16 protein-coding genes are annotated in these 18,631 nt (G+C 50.9%); 10 read left to right on the forward strand and 6 right to left on the reverse strand.

Annotation, left to right across the window (positions count from 1 at the left end):
* The first annotated feature begins 208 nt into the window (after positions 1-208).
* The 9 genes from gyrA to pyrF all read left to right on the forward strand — a co-directional run bounded on the left by gyrA (position 209) and on the right by pyrF (position 11,283).
* A complete protein-coding gene (gene gyrA / locus N8M53_RS04935; protein WP_269579692.1) occupies positions 209-2,884 on the forward strand; it encodes a DNA topoisomerase (ATP-hydrolyzing) subunit A in 2,676 nt (891 codons plus the stop codon).
* A gap of 215 nt (positions 2,885-3,099) precedes the next feature.
* Complete coding sequence (serC, locus tag N8M53_RS04940; RefSeq protein WP_269579693.1) at positions 3,100-4,182, forward strand: 3-phosphoserine/phosphohydroxythreonine transaminase; 1,083 nt, start codon at positions 3,100-3,102, stop codon at positions 4,180-4,182.
* A 266-nt stretch (positions 4,183-4,448) separates the two neighbouring features.
* Positions 4,449-5,735 (forward strand): 3-phosphoshikimate 1-carboxyvinyltransferase, encoded by a 1,287-nt coding sequence (gene aroA / locus N8M53_RS04945; RefSeq protein ID WP_269579694.1) that lies wholly within the window; start codon positions 4,449-4,451, stop codon positions 5,733-5,735.
* Between the two features lie 198 nt (positions 5,736-5,933).
* Positions 5,934-6,617: a (d)CMP kinase gene (gene cmk, locus N8M53_RS04950; RefSeq protein ID WP_077599353.1), complete on the forward strand. Its 684-nt coding sequence runs from the start codon at positions 5,934-5,936 to the stop codon at positions 6,615-6,617.
* Positions 6,618-6,719: 102 nt separating this feature from the next.
* Positions 6,720-8,390 carry a 30S ribosomal protein S1 gene (rpsA, locus tag N8M53_RS04955; RefSeq protein WP_046073837.1) on the forward strand — a complete coding sequence of 557 codons (1,671 nt, stop codon included), beginning with the start codon at positions 6,720-6,722 and terminating at the stop codon, positions 8,388-8,390.
* Between the two features lie 72 nt (positions 8,391-8,462).
* Entirely contained in the window at positions 8,463-8,747 is a 285-nt protein-coding gene (ihfB, locus tag N8M53_RS04960) for an integration host factor subunit beta (protein WP_046073494.1), read from the forward strand.
* 288 nt (positions 8,748-9,035) lie between these two features.
* Positions 9,036-9,323 (forward strand): LapA family protein, encoded by a 288-nt coding sequence (locus tag N8M53_RS04965; protein ID WP_269579695.1) that lies wholly within the window; start codon positions 9,036-9,038, stop codon positions 9,321-9,323.
* Positions 9,324-9,326: 3 nt separating this feature from the next.
* Positions 9,327-10,496, forward strand: a complete 1,170-nt coding sequence (gene lapB / locus N8M53_RS04970; RefSeq protein ID WP_269579696.1) for a lipopolysaccharide assembly protein LapB — start codon at positions 9,327-9,329, stop codon at positions 10,494-10,496.
* Between the two features lie 88 nt (positions 10,497-10,584).
* Positions 10,585-11,283: an orotidine-5'-phosphate decarboxylase gene (pyrF, locus tag N8M53_RS04975; RefSeq protein ID WP_269579697.1), complete on the forward strand. Its 699-nt coding sequence runs from the start codon at positions 10,585-10,587 to the stop codon at positions 11,281-11,283.
* A 60-nt stretch (positions 11,284-11,343) separates the two neighbouring features.
* Here the strand turns inward: pyrF and N8M53_RS04980 are convergent, their stop codons facing one another.
* From N8M53_RS04980 to pspF, 6 genes are all read right to left on the reverse strand, one after another.
* The gene (locus N8M53_RS04980; protein ID WP_269579698.1) at positions 11,344-12,159 is read right to left on the reverse strand and encodes an ATP-binding cassette domain-containing protein; all 816 of its coding nucleotides are present in this window, start codon (positions 12,157-12,159) and stop codon (positions 11,344-11,346) included.
* Positions 12,143-13,150: an oligopeptide/dipeptide ABC transporter ATP-binding protein gene (locus N8M53_RS04985; RefSeq protein ID WP_046073489.1), complete on the reverse strand. Its 1,008-nt coding sequence runs from the start codon at positions 13,148-13,150 to the stop codon at positions 12,143-12,145. Before N8M53_RS04985 ends, N8M53_RS04980 begins: the two co-directional genes overlap by 17 nt.
* Positions 13,150-14,037, reverse strand: coding sequence for a putrescine export ABC transporter permease SapC (gene sapC / locus N8M53_RS04990; RefSeq protein ID WP_269579699.1), 888 nt, complete (start codon positions 14,035-14,037; stop codon positions 13,150-13,152). The genes N8M53_RS04985 and sapC overlap by 1 nt, the downstream gene beginning before the upstream one ends.
* Positions 14,024-14,986 carry an ABC transporter permease gene (locus N8M53_RS04995; RefSeq protein ID WP_269579700.1) on the reverse strand — a complete coding sequence of 321 codons (963 nt, stop codon included), beginning with the start codon at positions 14,984-14,986 and terminating at the stop codon, positions 14,024-14,026. The genes sapC and N8M53_RS04995 overlap by 14 nt, the downstream gene beginning before the upstream one ends.
* A gap of 3 nt (positions 14,987-14,989) precedes the next feature.
* Positions 14,990-16,609: an ABC transporter substrate-binding protein SapA gene (gene sapA, locus N8M53_RS05000; protein ID WP_269579985.1), complete on the reverse strand. Its 1,620-nt coding sequence runs from the start codon at positions 16,607-16,609 to the stop codon at positions 14,990-14,992.
* 124 nt (positions 16,610-16,733) lie between these two features.
* Complete coding sequence (gene pspF, locus N8M53_RS05005; RefSeq protein ID WP_269579701.1) at positions 16,734-17,747, reverse strand: phage shock protein operon transcriptional activator; 1,014 nt, start codon at positions 17,745-17,747, stop codon at positions 16,734-16,736.
* A 208-nt stretch (positions 17,748-17,955) separates the two neighbouring features.
* On the opposite strand from pspF, the gene pspA reads away from it, so the two are divergent.
* Entirely contained in the window at positions 17,956-18,624 is a 669-nt protein-coding gene (gene pspA, locus N8M53_RS05010) for a phage shock protein PspA (protein WP_269579986.1), read from the forward strand.
* Positions 18,625-18,631 lie beyond the last annotated feature (7 nt).

Here is an 18,631-nt window from a genome sequence, read left to right on the forward strand (position 1 = left end):
TCAGCCACCTTGTGGGCTTATCTAGCAAAAAAATCGTAGTCAGGTACGGAAGTGGTGGCTTTTTGTCCGTGTAGACGCGCTCAGAGCGTTTGCTAACGAGATCCGTGATACATCTTAGCCATATTCACGTGTCTCGAGAGAGGGTTTGTGTTATTCTCCGTGGTCACGTATTTGAATACGCAAACATTATTTGAGGGATGTTGGCTCCATGAGCGATCTTGCTAAAGAGATCACGCCAGTCAATATCGAAGAGGAGCTGAAAAGCTCGTATCTCGACTATGCAATGTCCGTCATTGTTGGCCGAGCTCTTCCTGACGTGCGTGATGGCCTAAAGCCAGTACACCGCCGCGTATTATTCGCGATGAACGTACTTGGCAACGACTGGAACAAGCCATATAAGAAATCGGCCCGTGTGGTCGGCGATGTAATCGGTAAGTATCACCCCCATGGTGATAGTGCGGTATACGACACCATAGTGCGTATGGCGCAGCCGTTCTCACTGCGCTACATGTTGGTAGATGGCCAAGGTAACTTCGGCTCTATCGACGGTGACTCAGCGGCGGCAATGCGTTATACCGAAGTGCGCATGGCGAAAATCGCCCATGAACTGCTTGCCGATCTCGACAAAGAAACCGTGGATTATGTGCCGAACTATGACGGTACTGAACAAATCCCGGACGTATTGCCAACGCGTGTTCCCAACCTGCTGGTTAATGGCGGCTCCGGGATTGCGGTCGGGATGGCAACCAACATCCCACCTCACAATCTCAACGAAGTTGTTAACGGGTGCCTGGCTTATATCGAGAATGAAGACATCACGATCGATGAGCTGATGGAGTATATCCCAGGCCCAGACTTCCCAACCGCGGCAATGATCAATGGCCGTAAAGGGATAGAAGACGCTTACAAAACGGGCCGTGGTAAGATCTACTTGCGTGCCAAAGCGGATATCGAAACCGACAAAAATGGTAAAGAGACCATTGTTGTCAACGAGATCCCTTACCAAGTCAACAAAGCGCGCTTGATTGAAAAGATCGCCGAACTGGTTAAAGACAAAAAAATTGATGGTATTTCCGCGCTGCGTGATGAGTCTGATAAAGAGGGCATGCGGATTGTCATCGAGTGTCGACGAGATGCGGTGGCTGAGGTGGTACTTAACAACCTCTATGCGCAAACTCAATTGCAGACGTCATTCGGCATTAATATGGTGGCGCTGGATAACAACCAGCCAAAACTCTTTAATCTAAAAGGGATGCTTGAGTGCTTCGTTAACCACCGCCGTGAAGTGGTTACACGTCGTACCGTGTACGAGTTGCGTAAAGCGCGCGACCGTGCCCATATCCTCGAAGGCTTGGCGGTTGCACTGGCCAACATTGATGAAGTGATTGAGCTCATTCGTCAAGCGCCGACACCTGCCGTGGCCAAGCAAGAGCTACAGGATCAAGGCTGGGGGCTGGGGGGTGTGTCCGCCATGCTCGAAGCTGTCGGTGGCGAAAACGCGCGCCCCGAATGGTTGGCACCGGAGTTTGGTGCCCGTGACGATGGCTCGTACTATCTGACCGAGCAGCAAGCACAAGCGATTCTCGATTTACGCTTGCACAAGCTTACTGGGCTTGAGCATGAGAAAATCTTGGATGAGTACAAGGGCTTACTCGATCAAATTGCTGAACTGCTACATATTCTAGCGAGCACCGAACGTCTCATGGAAGTGATCCGTGAAGAGCTCGAAGCCGTCCGTGATGGTTTTGGCGACAAGCGTCTCACCGAAATCACTGCCGCGAGTGCAGACATTGATATTGAAGATCTTATCAATGAAGAAGATGTGGTCGTGACCTGGTCACACGATGGTTACGTCAAGTATCAGGTATTGAGTGACTACGAAGCGCAGCGCCGTGGTGGTAAGGGTAAATCAGCCACGCGGATGAAGGATGAAGACTTCATTGAGCGACTGCTGGTCGCGAACACCCATGACACAATACTGTGCTTCTCGACGCGCGGACGTATGTACTGGCTGAAAGTCTATCAGCTGCCGCATGCATCGCGTAATGCGCGCGGTAAGCCAATTGTCAATCTACTCCCGCTGGAAGAAGATGAGCGTATTACCGCGATCTTGCCAGTACGTGAGTATGAAGAAGACAAATACGTCTTTATGGCCACGGCTCATGGTACAGTGAAGAAAACACCACTGACTGACTTTAGTCGTCCACGGAGCGCCGGGATCATTGCAGTGAACTTGCGCGACGGCGATAGCCTAATTGGTGCGCAGCTCACTGACGATAGCAGTGAAGTGATGCTGTTCTCGCAATTCGGTAAAGTGGTGCGTTTCCTTGCATCCAATGACACCGTCCGTGCAATGGGTCGTACTGCCGCGGGGGTACGAGGCATTCAGCTGGCTGAAAACGATGAGGTCGTTTCGTTGATTGTTCCGCAAGAGAATGCGGAAATCTTGACCGTGACTGAGAACGGCTTTGGTAAGCGTACTGCGTTGGCTGAATATCCAACCAAGAGTCGCGCCACCAAAGGGGTGGTCTCAATCAAAGTGTCTGAGCGTAACGGCGATGTTGTCAGTGCCATCCAGGTGTGTGAAGGCGATGAGCTGATGATGATCACCAATGCGGGTACCTTGGTACGTACGCGTGCGGAAGAGGTCAGCCAGGTGAGTCGTAATACCCAAGGTGTGCGCCTGATCCGCGTCAGTGATGACGAGAAAGTAGTAGGCTTGCAGCGTATCGAGGAGCCTGACGAAGACGAGATGGAAGCCTTGGCTAATGAGGCCGGGACAACCACTCAGTCTGAAGGCAGCGAGGCGTCCACGACGGCCGATGATCACGACAGCGATGCGCAAGAGCAGCCGCCAGAGTCGGATGATGATCAAAACGGGTAACGTGTCGCTGAGATAACGTTTTAAGGGTGCAGTGAACTGCACCCTTTTTTAATGCCTATTGTCAGGAGTGATGATGGAAATTGTGTTCGGAACTGCGTTGGCGCTTTCAAATTACTCGCGAAACGTGTTAAATCAATCACACGCCTTTTAAAACAGAGAAACCATTGCGACTTTCGACGCCGCAAGTGATAAATAAGCAGGAGCCCCTCCCCAACATGGATAAGGTATATAATTTCTCCGCAGGCCCCGCGATGTTGCCACGCGAGGTGATGCTAAAAGCACAAAAAGAATTGATGAACTGGCAAGACTTTGGTACCTCGGTGATGGAAGTGTCGCATCGCAGCCAAGCGTTCTTAGCCGTTGCCCGTCAGTCAGAGCAAGATTTGCGCGAACTACTGGTGATCCCCGACAACTACCATATTCTTTTTTGTCAGGGAGGCGCGCGAGCGCAGTTCGCAGCGGTACCCATGAACCTAATGGGTAACCACACTATCGCCGATTATGTCGATGGTGGCTATTGGGCCGAAAGTGCCGTCAAAGAAGCTAAACGCTATTGCACGCCCAATGTTATCAATGTTCGCCGTGAGCGAGAGGGCAAGCGTGCTATCTCGCCAGCCAAAGACTGGTTACTCAGTGATGATGCGGCGTATGTTCATTTCTGCCCAAATGAGACCATTGATGGTATTGAAATCAATGATCTGCCTGAGACCAATAAACCCATTGTCGCGGACATGTCCTCAACCATCTTGTCACGTCCGATTGATGTGTCTAAATATGGTGTGATTTACGCTGGTGCGCAAAAGAACATCGGTCCGGCAGGGCTGACCCTGGTGATTGTACGTGATGATTTATTGGGACTGGCGCGAGACGTGCTTCCCAGCGTGCTTAACTATAAGGTGTTGGCAGACAAAGACTCGATGTTCAACACGCCGCCGACTTTTGCCTGGTATCTGGCTGCCGAAGTCTTTAAATGGCTGAAAAAACAAGGTGGAATTGAGGCGATTTATGCGCGCAATCAACAAAAGGCGGCGCTACTTTATCAAGCCATCGATCAATCGAGCTTATACCGCAATGACATTCACCAAGACAATCGTTCACTGATGAATGTACCGTTTCAATTGGCAAACAGCGAGTTAGATGAGACTTTCCTCGCCGAAGCCATGGAACAAGGCCTACATGCGCTGAAAGGCCACAGAGATGTAGGCGGTATGCGTGCCTCTATCTACAACGCCATGCCCCTTGAGGGCGTTCAAGCCTTGGTCGACTTTATGGCCAAGTTTGAAAAGAAATACGGCTAACAAGGGGGCGCGGCAGTCAAGCTAGGCTGCTGCGTTAAGGTGCCACAGGGGTGACCTTCGCAAATCATTGGCGTTTGTTGCCATCTCTTGGTGTTACCTGCCATCACTTGGCGTTATCTGGCAATACGTCGAGCGCAAAACCAAGCCGCTTCTCCACGGGGAAGCGGTTTTTTATTTGAGCGGCGAGAATGACAAAAATAATAATTGTGAGGTTACCGGTATTTTGGTTACTCTGGGGACACTAAGCATCACGGATATAAACCAGAATGGAGCAACTGACACTTTCCCCGATTTCTCATGTAAACGGACACATTAATCTTCCCGGCTCTAAAAGTGTGTCTAACCGCGCGCTGTTGCTTGCCGCGTTAGCCTCAGGCACCACCCGATTAACCAACTTACTGGATAGTGACGACGTGCGGCATATGCTCAATGCGTTTACCGAGTTGGGGGTCGACTATCAATTGTCCAGCGATCGCACCGAGTGTGTGCTGCAAGGGCTGGGACAACCGTTTAATACCGCTGAGGCGACCACGCTCTTTCTCGGCAATGCGGGCACAGCGATGCGACCATTAACGGCTGCATTGTGCCTCGGTGAGGGTGACGTGACCCTGACAGGTGAGCCGAGAATGAAAGAGCGTCCCATAGGCCACCTGGTCGAGGCTCTCAATGCGATTGGCGCTGATATCCAATATCTCGAGACTGAAGGCTACCCGCCACTACGCATCCATGGCACCGGCTTGGCGGGGGGAGATGTCAGCATTGATGGTAGCATCTCCAGTCAGTTTTTAACCGCACTACTGATGGCCGCGCCATTTGCGGAGCAAGAAACCCGGATCACCATTAAAGGGGATCTCGTTTCTAAACCTTACATCGATATTACCCTGGCAATCATGGCGCAATTTGGTGTTGAGGTACAAAATGATCATTACCAAGCGTTTGTGATCCCTGCCGGGCAGCGTTACCAATCGCCAGGTCACTTCATGGTAGAAGGCGATGCGTCATCGGCCTCTTACTTTCTCGCGGCGGCCGCGATTAAGGGCGGTGAAGTCAAAGTGACGGGCATCGGGCGTCATAGTGTGCAAGGTGATATCCAGTTTGCCGATGCACTTGCAGCGATGGGCGCTGAGATTGAGTGGGGCGATGATTATGTGCTTGCCCGTCGAAAGACGCTTAAAGGCGTCGACATGGACTTTAATCATATTCCCGATGCCGCGATGACCATCGGTGTGGCCGCTTTGTTTGCCGAGGGACCCACTTGGATACGTAACGTGTACAATTGGCGGGTGAAAGAAACCGATCGCCTGTATGCGATGGCCACCGAGCTTAAAAAAGTGGGTGCTGTGGTTGAAGAGGGTGAAGACTATTTATACGTCGAGCCACCAAAGCAGTTGCAACACGCGGCCATCGACACCTATGACGATCACCGAATGGCGATGTGCTTCTCGCTAGTGGCGTTAAGTGACACTCCCGTCACTATCAATGACCCAGGCTGCACCTCAAAAACCTTCCCGGACTACTTCGATAAGCTGGCCGCGATCAGCACCGCTGAATAATCAGTTTGCGCAACATTGCTGCTGATATCGACGCAGCAGCAATGATTTCCTCCCATATTTCTTCTATACTATGCGCCGATTTATCGGCGGTTTGTTGGGCAAAAGGCGACAGTGCTGCGCCAGGCTCGTCAAACCCGCTTTAAGCCTCACGCTAATAGACCAGCGAATTGAGCGAAGTAGACGAACGTGGAGAAATTTATGCCGACACAGGCGCCTGTAATTACAGTAGATGGCCCAAGTGGTGCAGGAAAAGGAACCTTATGTATGCGGTTGGCGGAGACACTAGGCTGGCACCTGCTAGACTCTGGTGCCATTTATCGCGTATTGGCATTGGCGGCGATCCATCATGATGTGGACACCTCATCGGAAGAAGCCCTGGTTCCACTGGCGGCTAACCTAGACGTCCAATTTATCGCCGAGGGTGATCTGGTTAAGGTGATCCTCGAAGGGGAAGATGTGTCTGGCACCTTACGTACAGAGCAAGTGGGCAACCAAGCGTCAAAAGTCGCTGCGCTTCCTCGCGTTCGCGAAGCATTGCTACGCCGCCAACGTGCGTTTGTCGGTGAACCAGGCCTGATTGCTGACGGCCGTGATATGGGTACTGTGGTGTTCCCGCAAGCAGAGGCGAAAATCTTCCTGGATGCTAGCGCAGAAGAACGCGCGCGCCGACGCCAGCATCAGTTGCAAGGCAAGGGGGTTAATGTTACCTTTGACCGCCTTTTAAGCGAAATTCAAGAGCGTGATGATCGTGACCGCAATCGAGCGGTGGCACCATTGCGCCCCGCGTCAGATGCATTAGTGCTAGACTCAACGTCGTTATCAATCGACGAAGTGATTGCACAAGCACTGGCGTTTATTGAAAGCAAATTATCGGCTGCATAAGCAGTCTATAACCGTTAGCTGCAAGGATGATAGCTAACATATTTAACAACCCCATGCGGTAGGATACCCGTGGACGTTTATCAAATTGAAGATTTAAATATAATGACTGAATCTTTTGCTCAACTCTTTGAAGAGTCTCTAAAAGAAATCGAAACTCGCCCAGGTTCTATTGTTAAGGGTACTGTTGTTGCTATCGAGAACGGTTTCGTTCTGGTTGACGCAGGCCTGAAATCTGAATCGTCTATTCCAGCTGACCAATTCAAGAACGCTGCTGGCGAACTTGAAATTGAAATCGGCGGTGAAGTCGATGTAGCCCTGGACGCAGTGGAAGATGGTTTCGGTGAAACTCAGCTTTCTCGTGAGAAAGCGAAGCGTCACGAAGCTTGGATCCAGCTAGAGAAAGCGTACGAAGAAGCTGAAACCGTTAACGGTGTTATTAACGGTAAAGTGAAAGGTGGTTTCACCGTAGAACTGAACGGCATCCGTGCGTTCCTACCGGGTTCACTGGTTGACGTTCGTCCAGTACGTGACACTTCTCACCTGGAAGGCAAAGAGCTCGAGTTCAAAGTAATCAAGCTTGACCAGAAGCGCAACAACGTTGTTGTTTCTCGTCGTGCGGTTATCGAGTCAGAAAACAGCGTTGAGCGTGACGAGCTGCTAGCTTCTCTGCAAGAAGGCATGGAAGTTAAAGGTATCGTTAAGAACCTGACTGACTACGGTGCGTTCGTTGATCTTGGCGGCGTTGACGGCCTGCTTCACATCACTGACATGGCGTGGAAGCGCGTTAAGCACCCATCAGAAATCGTTAATGTTGGTGACGAAATCAACGTTAAGGTTCTGAAGTTTGACCGTGAGCGTACTCGCGTATCACTAGGCCTGAAACAACTGGGTGAAGATCCATGGGTAGCAATCGCTAACCGTTACCCAGAAGGTCACAAGCTGACTGGCCGTGTAACTAACCTGACTGACTACGGCTGCTTCGTTGAAATCGAAGAAGGCGTTGAAGGTCTGGTACACGTGTCTGAAATGGACTGGACCAACAAAAACATCCACCCATCTAAAGTGGTTAACGTGGGTGACGAAGTTGAAGTTATGGTTCTGGACATCGACGAAGAGCGTCGTCGCATCAGCCTTGGTCTGAAACAGTGTAAAGCCAACCCATGGCAGCAATTCGCTGAGACTCAGAACAAAGGCGACCGTGTAACTGGTAAGATCAAGTCAATCACTGACTTCGGTATCTTCATCGGTCTAGACGGCGGCATCGACGGTCTGGTTCACTTGTCTGACATTTCTTGGAACGTGGCTGGCGAAGAAGCCGTTCGCGAATACAAGAAAGGTGACGAGATCTCAGCAGTGGTTCTTCAGGTTGACGCAGAGCGTGAGCGCATCTCACTTGGCATCAAGCAGATGGAAGAAGACCCATTCAACAACTACCTGGCAGCGAACAAGAAAGGTGCTATTGTTAACGGTACGGTAACGGCTGTTGACGCGAAAGGCGCAACTGTTGAGCTTGCAGACGGTGTTGAAGGTTACCTGCGTGCTTCTGAAGCTGCGCGTGACCGTGTTGAAGACGCGACTCAAGTACTTTCAGTTGGCGACAGTGTAGAAGCGAAGTTCACCGGCGTTGACCGTAAGAACCGCGTTCTGAACCTGTCTGTTCGTCTGAAAGACGAAGCTGACGAGCAAGAAGCGATGGCTAGCCTGAACAAATCTGATGAAGGCGCTATCGGTAATGCTATGGCTGACGCGTTTAAAGCAGCGAAGAGCGAATAATGTATAAGTTGAGGGGGAAATTTTCCCCCTCTGCATTTATACTGTTGAGAAACATACTAAAGCGGGGTGTCTATGACCAAATCTGAGTTAATTGAAAGGCTCTGTAGTCAGCAAGCCCATCTATCTGCCAAGCAGGTAGAGGATGCTATCAAGGAAATCCTTGAGCATATGGCGACCACACTTGAAAGCGGTGATCGTATTGAAATCCGTGGTTTTGGTAGTTTCTCACTCCATTATCGCGCGCCCCGAGTCGGGCGTAATCCTAAAACAGGGGAAAAAGTTGAGCTGGACGGCAAATATGTCCCTCACTTCAAACCTGGTAAGGAGCTTCGTGATCGCGTTAACATCTATGGTTAAGCGATAGACGCTGAAAAAAACGGCATGCTGTAAGTATGCCGTTTTTTTATGCCTATCGATCATAGCTTGCGTGGCGAATTTCCTGCATAATCATACCTTCTGTGTAAGATCTTGTACCCTCAACTAAAACCTTGCCGCTTGCCATCCTGCAAGTGAACAGCGTTAGCCAAGGGTGCATTAGTAACGTTTTGTTGTATCAAGCAAACGTTCACAGTGACAAGTGCCTCGCATCTTGTCGTTCTGCCATAATTGAAGAGGCACTAGGCCTTTCGCAATGAGGGAATACTTGTGAAAATACTCGGCATTCTGTTTCTGGTGTTATGTTTTCTGATCACCTTGGCGCTGGGAGCGCAAAACCAAGATGTGGTCAACTTTAACTATTTAATCGCCCAAGGTGAGTTTCGCCTCTCTGTTATCTTGGGTATCGTCTTTGTCATTGGTTTTGGCATCGGCTGGCTAGTCTGCGGTGCGTTATACCTGAAAGCGAGAGTGACCGCTCGAGGGCTACGTAAACAGGTGGATAAGCAACGCAAAGAACTTGATAAATTGCGCACGGACCCGCTTAAGGAACAATAATTCATGCTAGAGCTGTTGTTTCTGTTGCTTCCCATTGCCGCTGGTTACGGCTGGTATATGGGTAACAGGAATGCTCGTCATCGACGGCAAGAACAGTCACATCACTTGTCTCGTCAGTATGTGGCGGGGCTCAACCTGCTGCTGTCTGAACAATCAGATAAAGCGGTCGATCTGTTTATTGAGCTGCTTCAGGTCGACAATGAGACCATTGATACACACCTCGCCTTAGGCAACCTGTTTCGCTCTCGGGGTGAGGTCGATCGCGCTATTCGCATTCACCAAAACCTGATTGCTAGACCCAATCTAACGCTTGATCAGCGCAACCTCGCGATGCAACAGCTGGCCAAAGACTATATGGTTGCTGGCTTTTTTGATCGCGCAGAGAAGATATTTTCTGAACTGGTGGATGAGCCCGATTATCAAGAATTTGCCCTTCAGCAGTTGCTAGCCATCTTTCAGCAAACTCGCGAATGGGAAAACGCCATTGATACCGCAGCAAAGCTGGTCAAGATGGGCAAGCACAAGTTACGTAAAGACATTGCGCACTTTCATTGTGAGCTGGCGATGCAACAACTCGCTGATGGCGATGAACACAAGGCACGGCAATGGTTACGTCGCGCCCTGTCGTATGATAAGAGCTGTGTGCGTGCTAGTTTGAAGTTGGCCAAGCTTGATATCCAGCATGAAGACTACAAAGGGGCGATTAAGCAGCTAGAAAATATCCTTGAGCAGGATGCGGACTTTGTCAGTGAAGCGCTGCCTTTGCTGGCACAAAGCTATCGCGCATTAGGGCGAGAAATGCATCTGGTCCGGTTTTTAAAAGAGTGCATTGAAAAGAACGCTGGGGTCAGCGCAGAGCTGATGCTGTCAGAAGTGATTGGCAATAATGAAAATATCGCGATGGCGCAAAGTTTTCTCACTCGCCAGCTTACCCGCAATCCGACCATGCGCGGTTTCCACAAGTTGATGGAATACCATGTCGACCAAGCCGAAGAGGGCCGCGCGAAAACCAGTTTGAACACGCTAAAAGACTTGGTCGCTGAACAGATGAAGGTGAAACCGCATTACCGTTGTCGAAAATGTGGCTTCTCCACTCACGCGCTCTACTGGCAATGTCCGTCCTGCAAAAGCTGGGGGGCAATCAAGCCAATCCGAGGGCTTGATGGCGAATAATGGCGATGCATTGGCATCGCCGTTTTTTTATCTATCGTTGCGGTATTCACCGCTTAGCTGAACACTATATAAGGAACGAGGAGACAACATGCACGACCCAAAAGTCATCGTGGCACTCGATTACGCAGACATGAATCAAGCACTGGCCTTTGTGGATAAGATAGAGCCGGGCTCGTGTCGTTTAAAAGTGGGCAAAGAAATGTTCACGCTATTTGGGCCGGCATTAGTTAAACAGCTGCACGCGCGGGGACACGAGGTGTTTCTTGACCTTAAATTTCATGATATCCCGAATACGTGTGCACGTGCGGTTGCGGCGGCGGCGGAGTTAGGGGTCTGGATGGTCAATGTCCACGCTTCTGGTGGCGAGCGAATGATGGTTGCGGCACGTGAAGCTCTAGCTCCCTATGGCGGCAATCGCCCTTGGTTAATTGGCGTGACCGTACTGACCAGCATGACAGCAAACGATTTAGCGGACAGTGGTCTTTATACGTCACCACAAGCACAGGTACAGCGTCTAGCGGGCTTAACCAAACGGGCAGGCCTTGATGGAGTGGTGTGCTCTGCACATGAAGCTAGTCTATTGAAGGCCGAGTGTGGAGATGGGTTTAAATTGATTACTCCGGGGATTCGTCCAGCCGGCAGTGACCAAGGCGATCAACGCCGCGTGATGACGCCAAAAGAAGCAGTGCAAGCGGGCTCTGACTATCTTGTGATTGGCCGGCCAGTGACACAGGCGGCCGATCCTGCCGCTGTGCTGGCAGCGATCAACCAATCATTAAATAGCTAATCGATTAAGGCGATACGTTGCCATAAACAAGAGCGGCTAACGGTGCCGCTCTTAGTCAGGCTATGGCCGTGCGCCTGCTGATTTACGTGAGCGCCGGTCTAGGACAGGCGCGGTAAAATGACTGTCAATCAGCCTTTGCGTCAAACTATGTTGCGGGTTGGCAAAAATATCCGCGGTATTACCGGCCTCTACCACGTCACCTTTTTGCATCACCATCAATTTATCGGTGACGTGTTTAATCACGCCCATATGCTGAGACACATAGACGTAAGACAACCCCATCTCATCTTGTAGCTCCAACAACAAGTTGATGATTTGCGAGCGCATGGACATATCCAAGCCATTTAAGGCCTCATCAGCGACAATCACACTGGGTTGAAGAATTAAGGCTCGTGCAAGCGATACCCGTTGTTTTTGGCCAGTCGCCAGCATTTGCGGATAAAAGTAGGCGTGCTCGGGGAGCAGGCCCACGCGCAATAGGGTGTTCTTAATGCGTTTGCCGCGCTCTTGCGGAGTCATATTGGTGTTTCGCCGCAAGGGACCTTCTAAGATCTGGCCGATCTGATTGCGTGGGTTGAGCGAGGTATTCGGGTCTTGAAAGATCATCCGAATCAATTTACAGCGGGTTTGGTAGTCTTTGTAACGCAGCGTCTCGCCATTAACCCGGATTTGCCCTGCGGTCGGCTCGATAACACCCGCAATCATGCGTGCTAGGGTTGATTTCCCTGAGCCATTCTCGCCCACAAAGGCAATGGTTTCCCCAACATCCAATGAGAAAGACACCGGCTTCACCGCGTGGGTGACACGCTTTTTCAACCACCCAGTGCGGTGATGATAATCTTTGGTTAGCCCATCAATTTCAAGAAGAGCGGCCATGCTTGTTCTCCATGTTGAGTGGGAAATGACAGGCAAACTTATGATTTTTTACTTTTTGCGTGTGTGGGGTTTCCACACATTTACGCTGTGCATACGGGCAACGTGGGCCCAATCGACAGCCGATGGGCAGATGCTGTAGCGGTGGTATTGAGCCAGGCAAGGTTTCTAGCTTGCTCTTGTGGGGGATATCGCGACTAAAATCAGGCATCGTCCGTAGCAAGGCATCGGTATAAGGGTGATGCGGTGTGGTTAAAATTTGCTCGCGGTTACCCGATTCCACCGACTGGCCACAATACATCACGGTGATCCTGTCGGCCCAACGCGTCACCAAGGTCAGGTCATGACTAATCAGCAATATGGTGGTATTGGAGAGCTGATTGGTGCGACTCAGTAAACGGAATATCTGCGCCTGGGTAATGGGATCCAAATCATTCGTAGGTTCATCCGCAATCAATAGGCGAGGGCGGTTAGCGATCGCCATCGCAATCATCACTTTTTGACACTCGCCATCAGTAAGCTCATACGGATAGCTTTCCATCACCCGCTTGTGATCCTTGATGCCCACTTTATGCAGCAAGGCAATCGAATGTTGTTTGCGCCAATTTAAGCGCTGCCACCAACTGCCCGAGAATGAAGCTGGCGGAATCGCTTCTTCGAGCTGATGACCCACTACTTCGGATGGGTCAAGACAGGTGGAGGGCTCTTGGAAAATCATCGCAATGTCTTTGCCGACCACATGGCGACGCTCACGCGCGGGGAGCTCTAATAGGTCGATATTACCCAAGCGTAATCGGTCAGCGGTCACATGCCACTGGTCTTTGGTCACACCGCAAATGGCTTTAGCCACCAAGCTTTTGCCTGAGCCGGATTCCCCCACCAAACCACGAATCTCACCGTCATTGATGGTCAAACTCATACGATCGACGGCTTTCACCATGCCTTGTGGGGTTTCTATTTCTATGGTCAGGTGTCGAATATCAAGTAACGGCATTATTCAGTTCCTGCATTGATGGCTTGGCTGATCCCCTCACCAACTAGGTTAACAACCAACACACTGAACGCAATCGCCATTCCGGGCAGAGTGACCGTCCACGGCGCAGTGAAAATCAGCTCGACAGAGTCTCCTAACATGGCACCCCATTCTGGCGCTGGTGGCTGTGCTCCAAGGCCTAGAAAGCCGAGTGCGGCCACATCGAGAATCGCCACCGAAATAGCGCGGGTAATTTCGGTACTCAGTACCGTGACGATATTGGGCAGAATCGAATGGTAAAGCAGATAAAAATCATTGGCACCGTCCAAGCGCGCGGCAATGATATAGTCTTTTCCTATTTCATCATGCACCGCGGTATACACCGCGCGAATGATACGTGGGATCAGTGACAGCCAAATAGCGAGCAACACCTGGGTTTCACCCACGCCTAAAAACGCCACCACGATAATGGCCAACAATAATGATGGAATAGACAGGATACTATCTAGAATATGGTTTAATACACTCGATTTGAGCCCCTTGGTCATCCCGGCTAGCACGCCAATGGCGACCCCGATAAGTGACGCGGCCAATGCGGTCATCAGTGCATAACCAAAGGTGAGCCGAGAGCCGGCAATCAAGCGCGAGAGCATATCGCGGCTCAGATCATCGGTACCTAAAAAGTACTCAATTTGTCCTGACTGTACCCAAGAGGGCGCCATCAGTAAGTGGCCGGTCTGATGCTGTGGGCTCCAAGGTGCCAATAATGGCGCAAACAAGGCGACCAGGATGAGCCCGACTAAGCACCAAAAACCAATCACCGCAAGCTTATTACGACGAAACGCATTCCAAGTACGTTCGAATTGGGTAGGGATATGCTGTTCAACATAAACACTATTTGAGGGCATACCATTTTTTCCTTACCAGCGGGTTCATAAAGGCTCCTAATACATCCGAGATGATATTAATCAGTAACACAAAGCCACCAATAACCAAGACACCGCCTTGTACTGACACATAATCTTTAGCAATCAGAGTATCGAGGAGCCAGCGCCCGATCCCAGGCCAGTTAAATACCGACTCAACGATGATCACAAAGGTCACCATGGTGGAAACCAACAGGCCAAAGTTGGGAATGATGGGTGGAATGGCGTTTTTCATCCCGTGACGAAGCACGATTTCCGTTTTTGATAGTCCCTTTGTCGCGGCGGCTTTGATGTAGTTTTGCCGCATCACATAGGCCATGGAGTCGCGCACCATTTTGATGATCTCGGTGGTGGGCACCACGGCAAGCGTTAGGGTCGGTAATACCAGGTGGCGGATAATATCTGTTGCGACCTTGCCTTGTAGCGGTAAGTCTGACAACCACAAATCCACCAGCGCAAAGCCGGAAATATGGGGGATCTCATACAAAAGGTTGTAGCGGCCTGATACTGGAAACCACTGTAAGTCGAGTGAGAACACCATAATAAACAAAATGGCCAACCAGAATGTTGGGATAGAGAACACCACCAGCGCAAATGAAGAAATCACCTTATCTGCCGGCCCTTGGCTGCGGATCCCAGCAATGGTGCCCAAAGGCACACCTACGACCAAACTGATAAAAAGCGCGGCAAAGCAAAGCTCCAAGGTCGCGGGCGCCACATGCGCCAGTGTCTCAACAACCGGCGAGCCATTGGCGGCTAAGCCGAGGTTTCCATCAAGTAATTGGCGAATGTAGTAAATCCAGCCTATCCAGTAATCGAATTGGTGCCAATTTGAATTGGGTGCCAGCAACATAATGTTGTAGGCGACCAAGGTGAGGATCACTAGGGTGATTAAGAATAAGTTGAGGCGTCGTAACGTATAAATCAGCATAGGTTAGCGCTCCCGCGACACATCGGCGAAACTGTCGGCACCAAAGGGCGTCATTGTCAGTCCTGTCAGGCTAGCGTCACGCACTTGGTGCTGAATACCGTGGGCGAGCGGGATGACGGGCATGCGACGGTCGAGGATGGTTTGGGCTTCCTGATATAACGCCTTGCGCTCGGCTATCTTATCCGTGGCAATTGCCTGATTCAGCGTTTGGTCAAAAAAGCGGTTACACCAGTTTGAGATGTTCCAGCCAGTAAACTTCGCGTTGCAGGTAAGCAAAGGACGTAAGAAGGTATCAGGATCGCCATTATCGGCGACCCAGCCAGTTAACACCATATCGTGGCTGTCACCACCTTGACGAATGGACGTGCGATTGACGGTTTTCTCCGGAATGATATTGACGTCGATACCAATTTCTCCCAAATCCGCTTGGATCAGTTCCGCGGTTTTACGTGGGCTGGGGTTAAACGCGGTGGGTTTAAGCGGCACGGTTAAGTCAACACTGAACCCATGTCGATACCCTGCTTTGGCAAGTAATGCCGCGGCCAATTTGGGGTCATGCTGGGTTTTTCGATTGGGATCATAGGCCCATGACATGGGTGGCAGTAAGCTGGTGGCAGGCGCGCCGGTGCCATAATAGACCGAACTGAGCAGCGCCCCTCGGTCAATGGCAAGATTAATCGCTTGACGCACTTCCACTTCCGAAAGCGCAGGATGACGAGTATTAAGCGCAATAAAAGCCACATTCATCCCTGTTTGCGACGACAAACTAAAGCGCTCATCGCCCACGACCACAGGCAGCTGGCTGGCAACCGGGGAGGCCAGTACATCACACTCGCCGGTCAGCATTTTCGCAAGCGTCCCTGTGCCACGTGTTGAGACATCAAAGACTACTTGCTCCATGGGGGCAGGGCCTTGCCAGTACTGCCAATGGCGGCGTAGTCGAATAAACTCACGCGGCTGATACTCAGCTAAAGCAAACGGGCCGGTGCCAACTGGGTAGGTATCAAGTTGCTCGGGTTTGCCTTCATCCAGCAATTGGTTGCCATATTCTTTTGATAGGATCACTGAAAAGTTGGTGGCAAGGGTCGACAGAAAGGACACATCGGGTCGAGAAAGCGTGAATTGCACACGATAGGTATCAAGCGCTTTCACCTCGGTCACCAAGCCATCAAAGTCCATGCTATCGAACCATGGATATTGGCCACCAGAGAGGTGATGAAACGGGTGACGAGGGTCGATGAGGCGGCGGAAGGAAAACACCACATCGTCGGCGTTCAAGTAGCGTGATGGCGTAAACTTGGTGCTGCGGTGGAAAGCGACACCACGGCGAAGAGAGAAGGTGTAAGTTTTACCATCATCACTCACCTTCCAGCTTTTTGCTAGCATCGCCTCGGGTTGGTAGGTCTTCGGGTTCAGCCGTAGCAAACGATCATAAAGCTGACTCGACAAGGTATCAGCCGTGAGGCCGCCATCGGTCAACTGAGGATTAAAGGTGTTCGGCTGGCCAGGGCCACAAAACACAAAGCCACGATTGTCGGCCGCACGTTGATCGCTGGCAGCGTCACAACCTGCAAGGAGCAGACCACTCACCCCCAGGATCAAAAACTGGAAAAAAACGCGCATAAACCAAGTAAAATCAGCTATCAAAGTAAACCCCGTAATCTACCACCGAAACGGCTTTACCACCAAGCAAAGTAGGGGCTATCTGGTGTTTCTTTGCATAAGGGGTGTACCTGTGTCCGTACACTCAGCGCGTCTGGTCATGCGCGTCGTGTTGCCCCAGGTTATGTTTTCGCAGCAGTCCCCTAAATTGATGGTAGCTTAGGCCAAGTAACTGCGCGGCCTTTCTCTGATGATAGTTGGCCTGCGACAGCGCCGCTGTGACCAAATCGCGTTCTTGAGTGCTTTGCCATTGACGGAGGTCAAGGGGCAGAGAGGGCAGCGAGTCGGCCTCGGTAGTCGCAGTGACAGCAGAATAAGCCCGCTGCCAAGGCGGTGAAAAAGGGTCTAAACAAATCGTGTCGATGGGTGTGTTGGGATCATTATGACGGGAGAGCGCTCGTTCGACGGCATTCTTTAACTCACGCACATTCCCCGGCCACGTGTGAGCCAGCAGCTGAGATTGAGCCTGTGCCGAAAAGCCAGCAAACAAAGAATAGCCAAGCTCCACCGCCATTTTCATCGCGAAGTGCTCAGCTAACAACAAAATATCTTGCTGGCGCTCACGAAGAGGGGGAAGGTGGATGACATCGAACGCGAGCCGATCAAGCAAGTCGGGTCGAAAGCGGTTCTCATGTGCCAGTCCAGGTAAATCTTCATTGGTGGCACAGATAAGACGCACATCGGCACGCAGGGGAGATGTGCCGCCAACACGCTCGTATTCGCCATATTCAATCACCCGCAGCAGCTTTTCCTGCACGCCGAGTGGGGCGGTGGCTATCTCGTCCAAAAACAAAGTGCCGCCTTCAGCTCGCTCAAAACGCCCCGCATGTCGGCCTTTGGCGCTGGTAAAGGCCCCAGCTTCATGCCCGAATAACTCTGAGTCTATCAATCCTTCGCTGAGCGCCGCACAGTTTAAGCTCACTAGCGGTTGTGACCAACGGGCGGAGAGATAATGCAGGCGCTGTGCAATCAACTCTTTCCCTGTTCCACGCTCACCCATAATCAGAACAGGGCGATTAAGTGGTGCCAGTTGGCTGACATGATCCAACACGGCCAGAAAACGGTCCGATTCACCCAATAGATTGTCTTGTTCACGCATGGCGATTTTTACCAAATAGTGGTTTTCTTCATCATGGCGCGTTTAGCATAACAACGCAACGTGTTTTAACTATATGAAAATAAAGGTATTAAAAGTTGGCATGGGATTTGGATAGATTGAATGTGTCAGAGCCGAGTACCACGGGTTAATGCGCCATTGGCCTTAACTCCAGGGCTCATCAACGAGGAAGCGTATTAAGGAGTCTATGATGGGAATTTTTTCGCGTTTTGCTGATATTGTGAATGCTAACGTCAACGCCTTGTTGGATAAGGCAGAAGATCCACAAAAAATGATCCGCTTGATCATCCAAGAAATGGAGGACACCTTGGTAGAGGTACGTACCTCTTCCGCCAAAGCGCTGGCCGATAAAAAAGAAGTGGCGCGTAAAATTGAAAACATTGAACGTCAAATCCAAGAGTGGCAGGACAAAGCCTCATTGGCGTTGCAAAAAGATCGTGAAGACTTAGCGCGGGCCGCTTTAATCGAAAAGCAAAAAGCGCATGATGTTAAAGTCGCGCTGGATGAAGAGTTGTCGCTGATTAATGAAAGCGTAGAGAAGCTTGCCGGCGAAATTGCGGCATTAGAAACCAAACTCAGTGAGACACGCGCACGTCAGCAATCACTGACAATTCGTCGTGAAACTGCGGGTAATCGTCGCGATGTACGTCGCCACCTTGGCAGTGGCCGCGCCGATGAAGCGATGGCGAAATTTGAACAATATGAGCGTCGCATTGACGAACTTGAAGCAGAAGCGGACAGTTATCAAGTCGGCAAGGGTAAAGGCCTGGAAGATGAGTTTGCCGATCTGCAAGCGCAGGATGAGATTGAAAAAGAGCTGGCGTCTTTAAAAGCCAAAATGAAAGACAACCAATCGTAACCGATAC

The organism is Salinivibrio kushneri, assembly GCF_027286325.1.
Lineage (GTDB): Bacteria > Pseudomonadota > Gammaproteobacteria > Enterobacterales > Vibrionaceae > Salinivibrio > Salinivibrio kushneri_A.

Excerpts from the sequence above, each read along its gene's own strand:
- gyrA (WP_269579692.1), top strand. The coding sequence starts at position 209 with ATGAGCGATCTTGCTAAAGAGATCACGCCAGTCAATATCGAAGAGGAG.
- serC (WP_269579693.1), top strand. The coding sequence starts at position 3,100 with ATGGATAAGGTATATAATTTCTCCGCAGGCCCCGCGATGTTGCCACGC.
- aroA (WP_269579694.1), top strand. The coding sequence starts at position 4,449 with ATGGAGCAACTGACACTTTCCCCGATTTCTCATGTAAACGGACACATT.
- cmk (WP_077599353.1), top strand. The coding sequence starts at position 5,934 with ATGCCGACACAGGCGCCTGTAATTACAGTAGATGGCCCAAGTGGTGCA.
- rpsA (WP_046073837.1), top strand. The coding sequence starts at position 6,720 with ATGACTGAATCTTTTGCTCAACTCTTTGAAGAGTCTCTAAAAGAAATC.
- ihfB (WP_046073494.1), top strand. The coding sequence starts at position 8,463 with ATGACCAAATCTGAGTTAATTGAAAGGCTCTGTAGTCAGCAAGCCCAT.
- lapB (WP_269579696.1), top strand. The coding sequence starts at position 9,327 with ATGCTAGAGCTGTTGTTTCTGTTGCTTCCCATTGCCGCTGGTTACGGC.
- pyrF (WP_269579697.1), top strand. The coding sequence starts at position 10,585 with ATGCACGACCCAAAAGTCATCGTGGCACTCGATTACGCAGACATGAAT.
- N8M53_RS04980 (WP_269579698.1), bottom strand. The coding sequence starts at position 12,159 with ATGGCCGCTCTTCTTGAAATTGATGGGCTAACCAAAGATTATCATCAC.
- N8M53_RS04985 (WP_046073489.1), bottom strand. The coding sequence starts at position 13,150 with ATGCCGTTACTTGATATTCGACACCTGACCATAGAAATAGAAACCCCA.
- sapC (WP_269579699.1), bottom strand. The coding sequence starts at position 14,037 with ATGCCCTCAAATAGTGTTTATGTTGAACAGCATATCCCTACCCAATTC.
- N8M53_RS04995 (WP_269579700.1), bottom strand. The coding sequence starts at position 14,986 with ATGCTGATTTATACGTTACGACGCCTCAACTTATTCTTAATCACCCTA.
- sapA (WP_269579985.1), bottom strand. The coding sequence starts at position 16,609 with ATGCGCGTTTTTTTCCAGTTTTTGATCCTGGGGGTGAGTGGTCTGCTC.
- pspF (WP_269579701.1), bottom strand. The coding sequence starts at position 17,747 with ATGCGTGAACAAGACAATCTATTGGGTGAATCGGACCGTTTTCTGGCC.
- pspA (WP_269579986.1), top strand. The coding sequence starts at position 17,956 with ATGGGAATTTTTTCGCGTTTTGCTGATATTGTGAATGCTAACGTCAAC.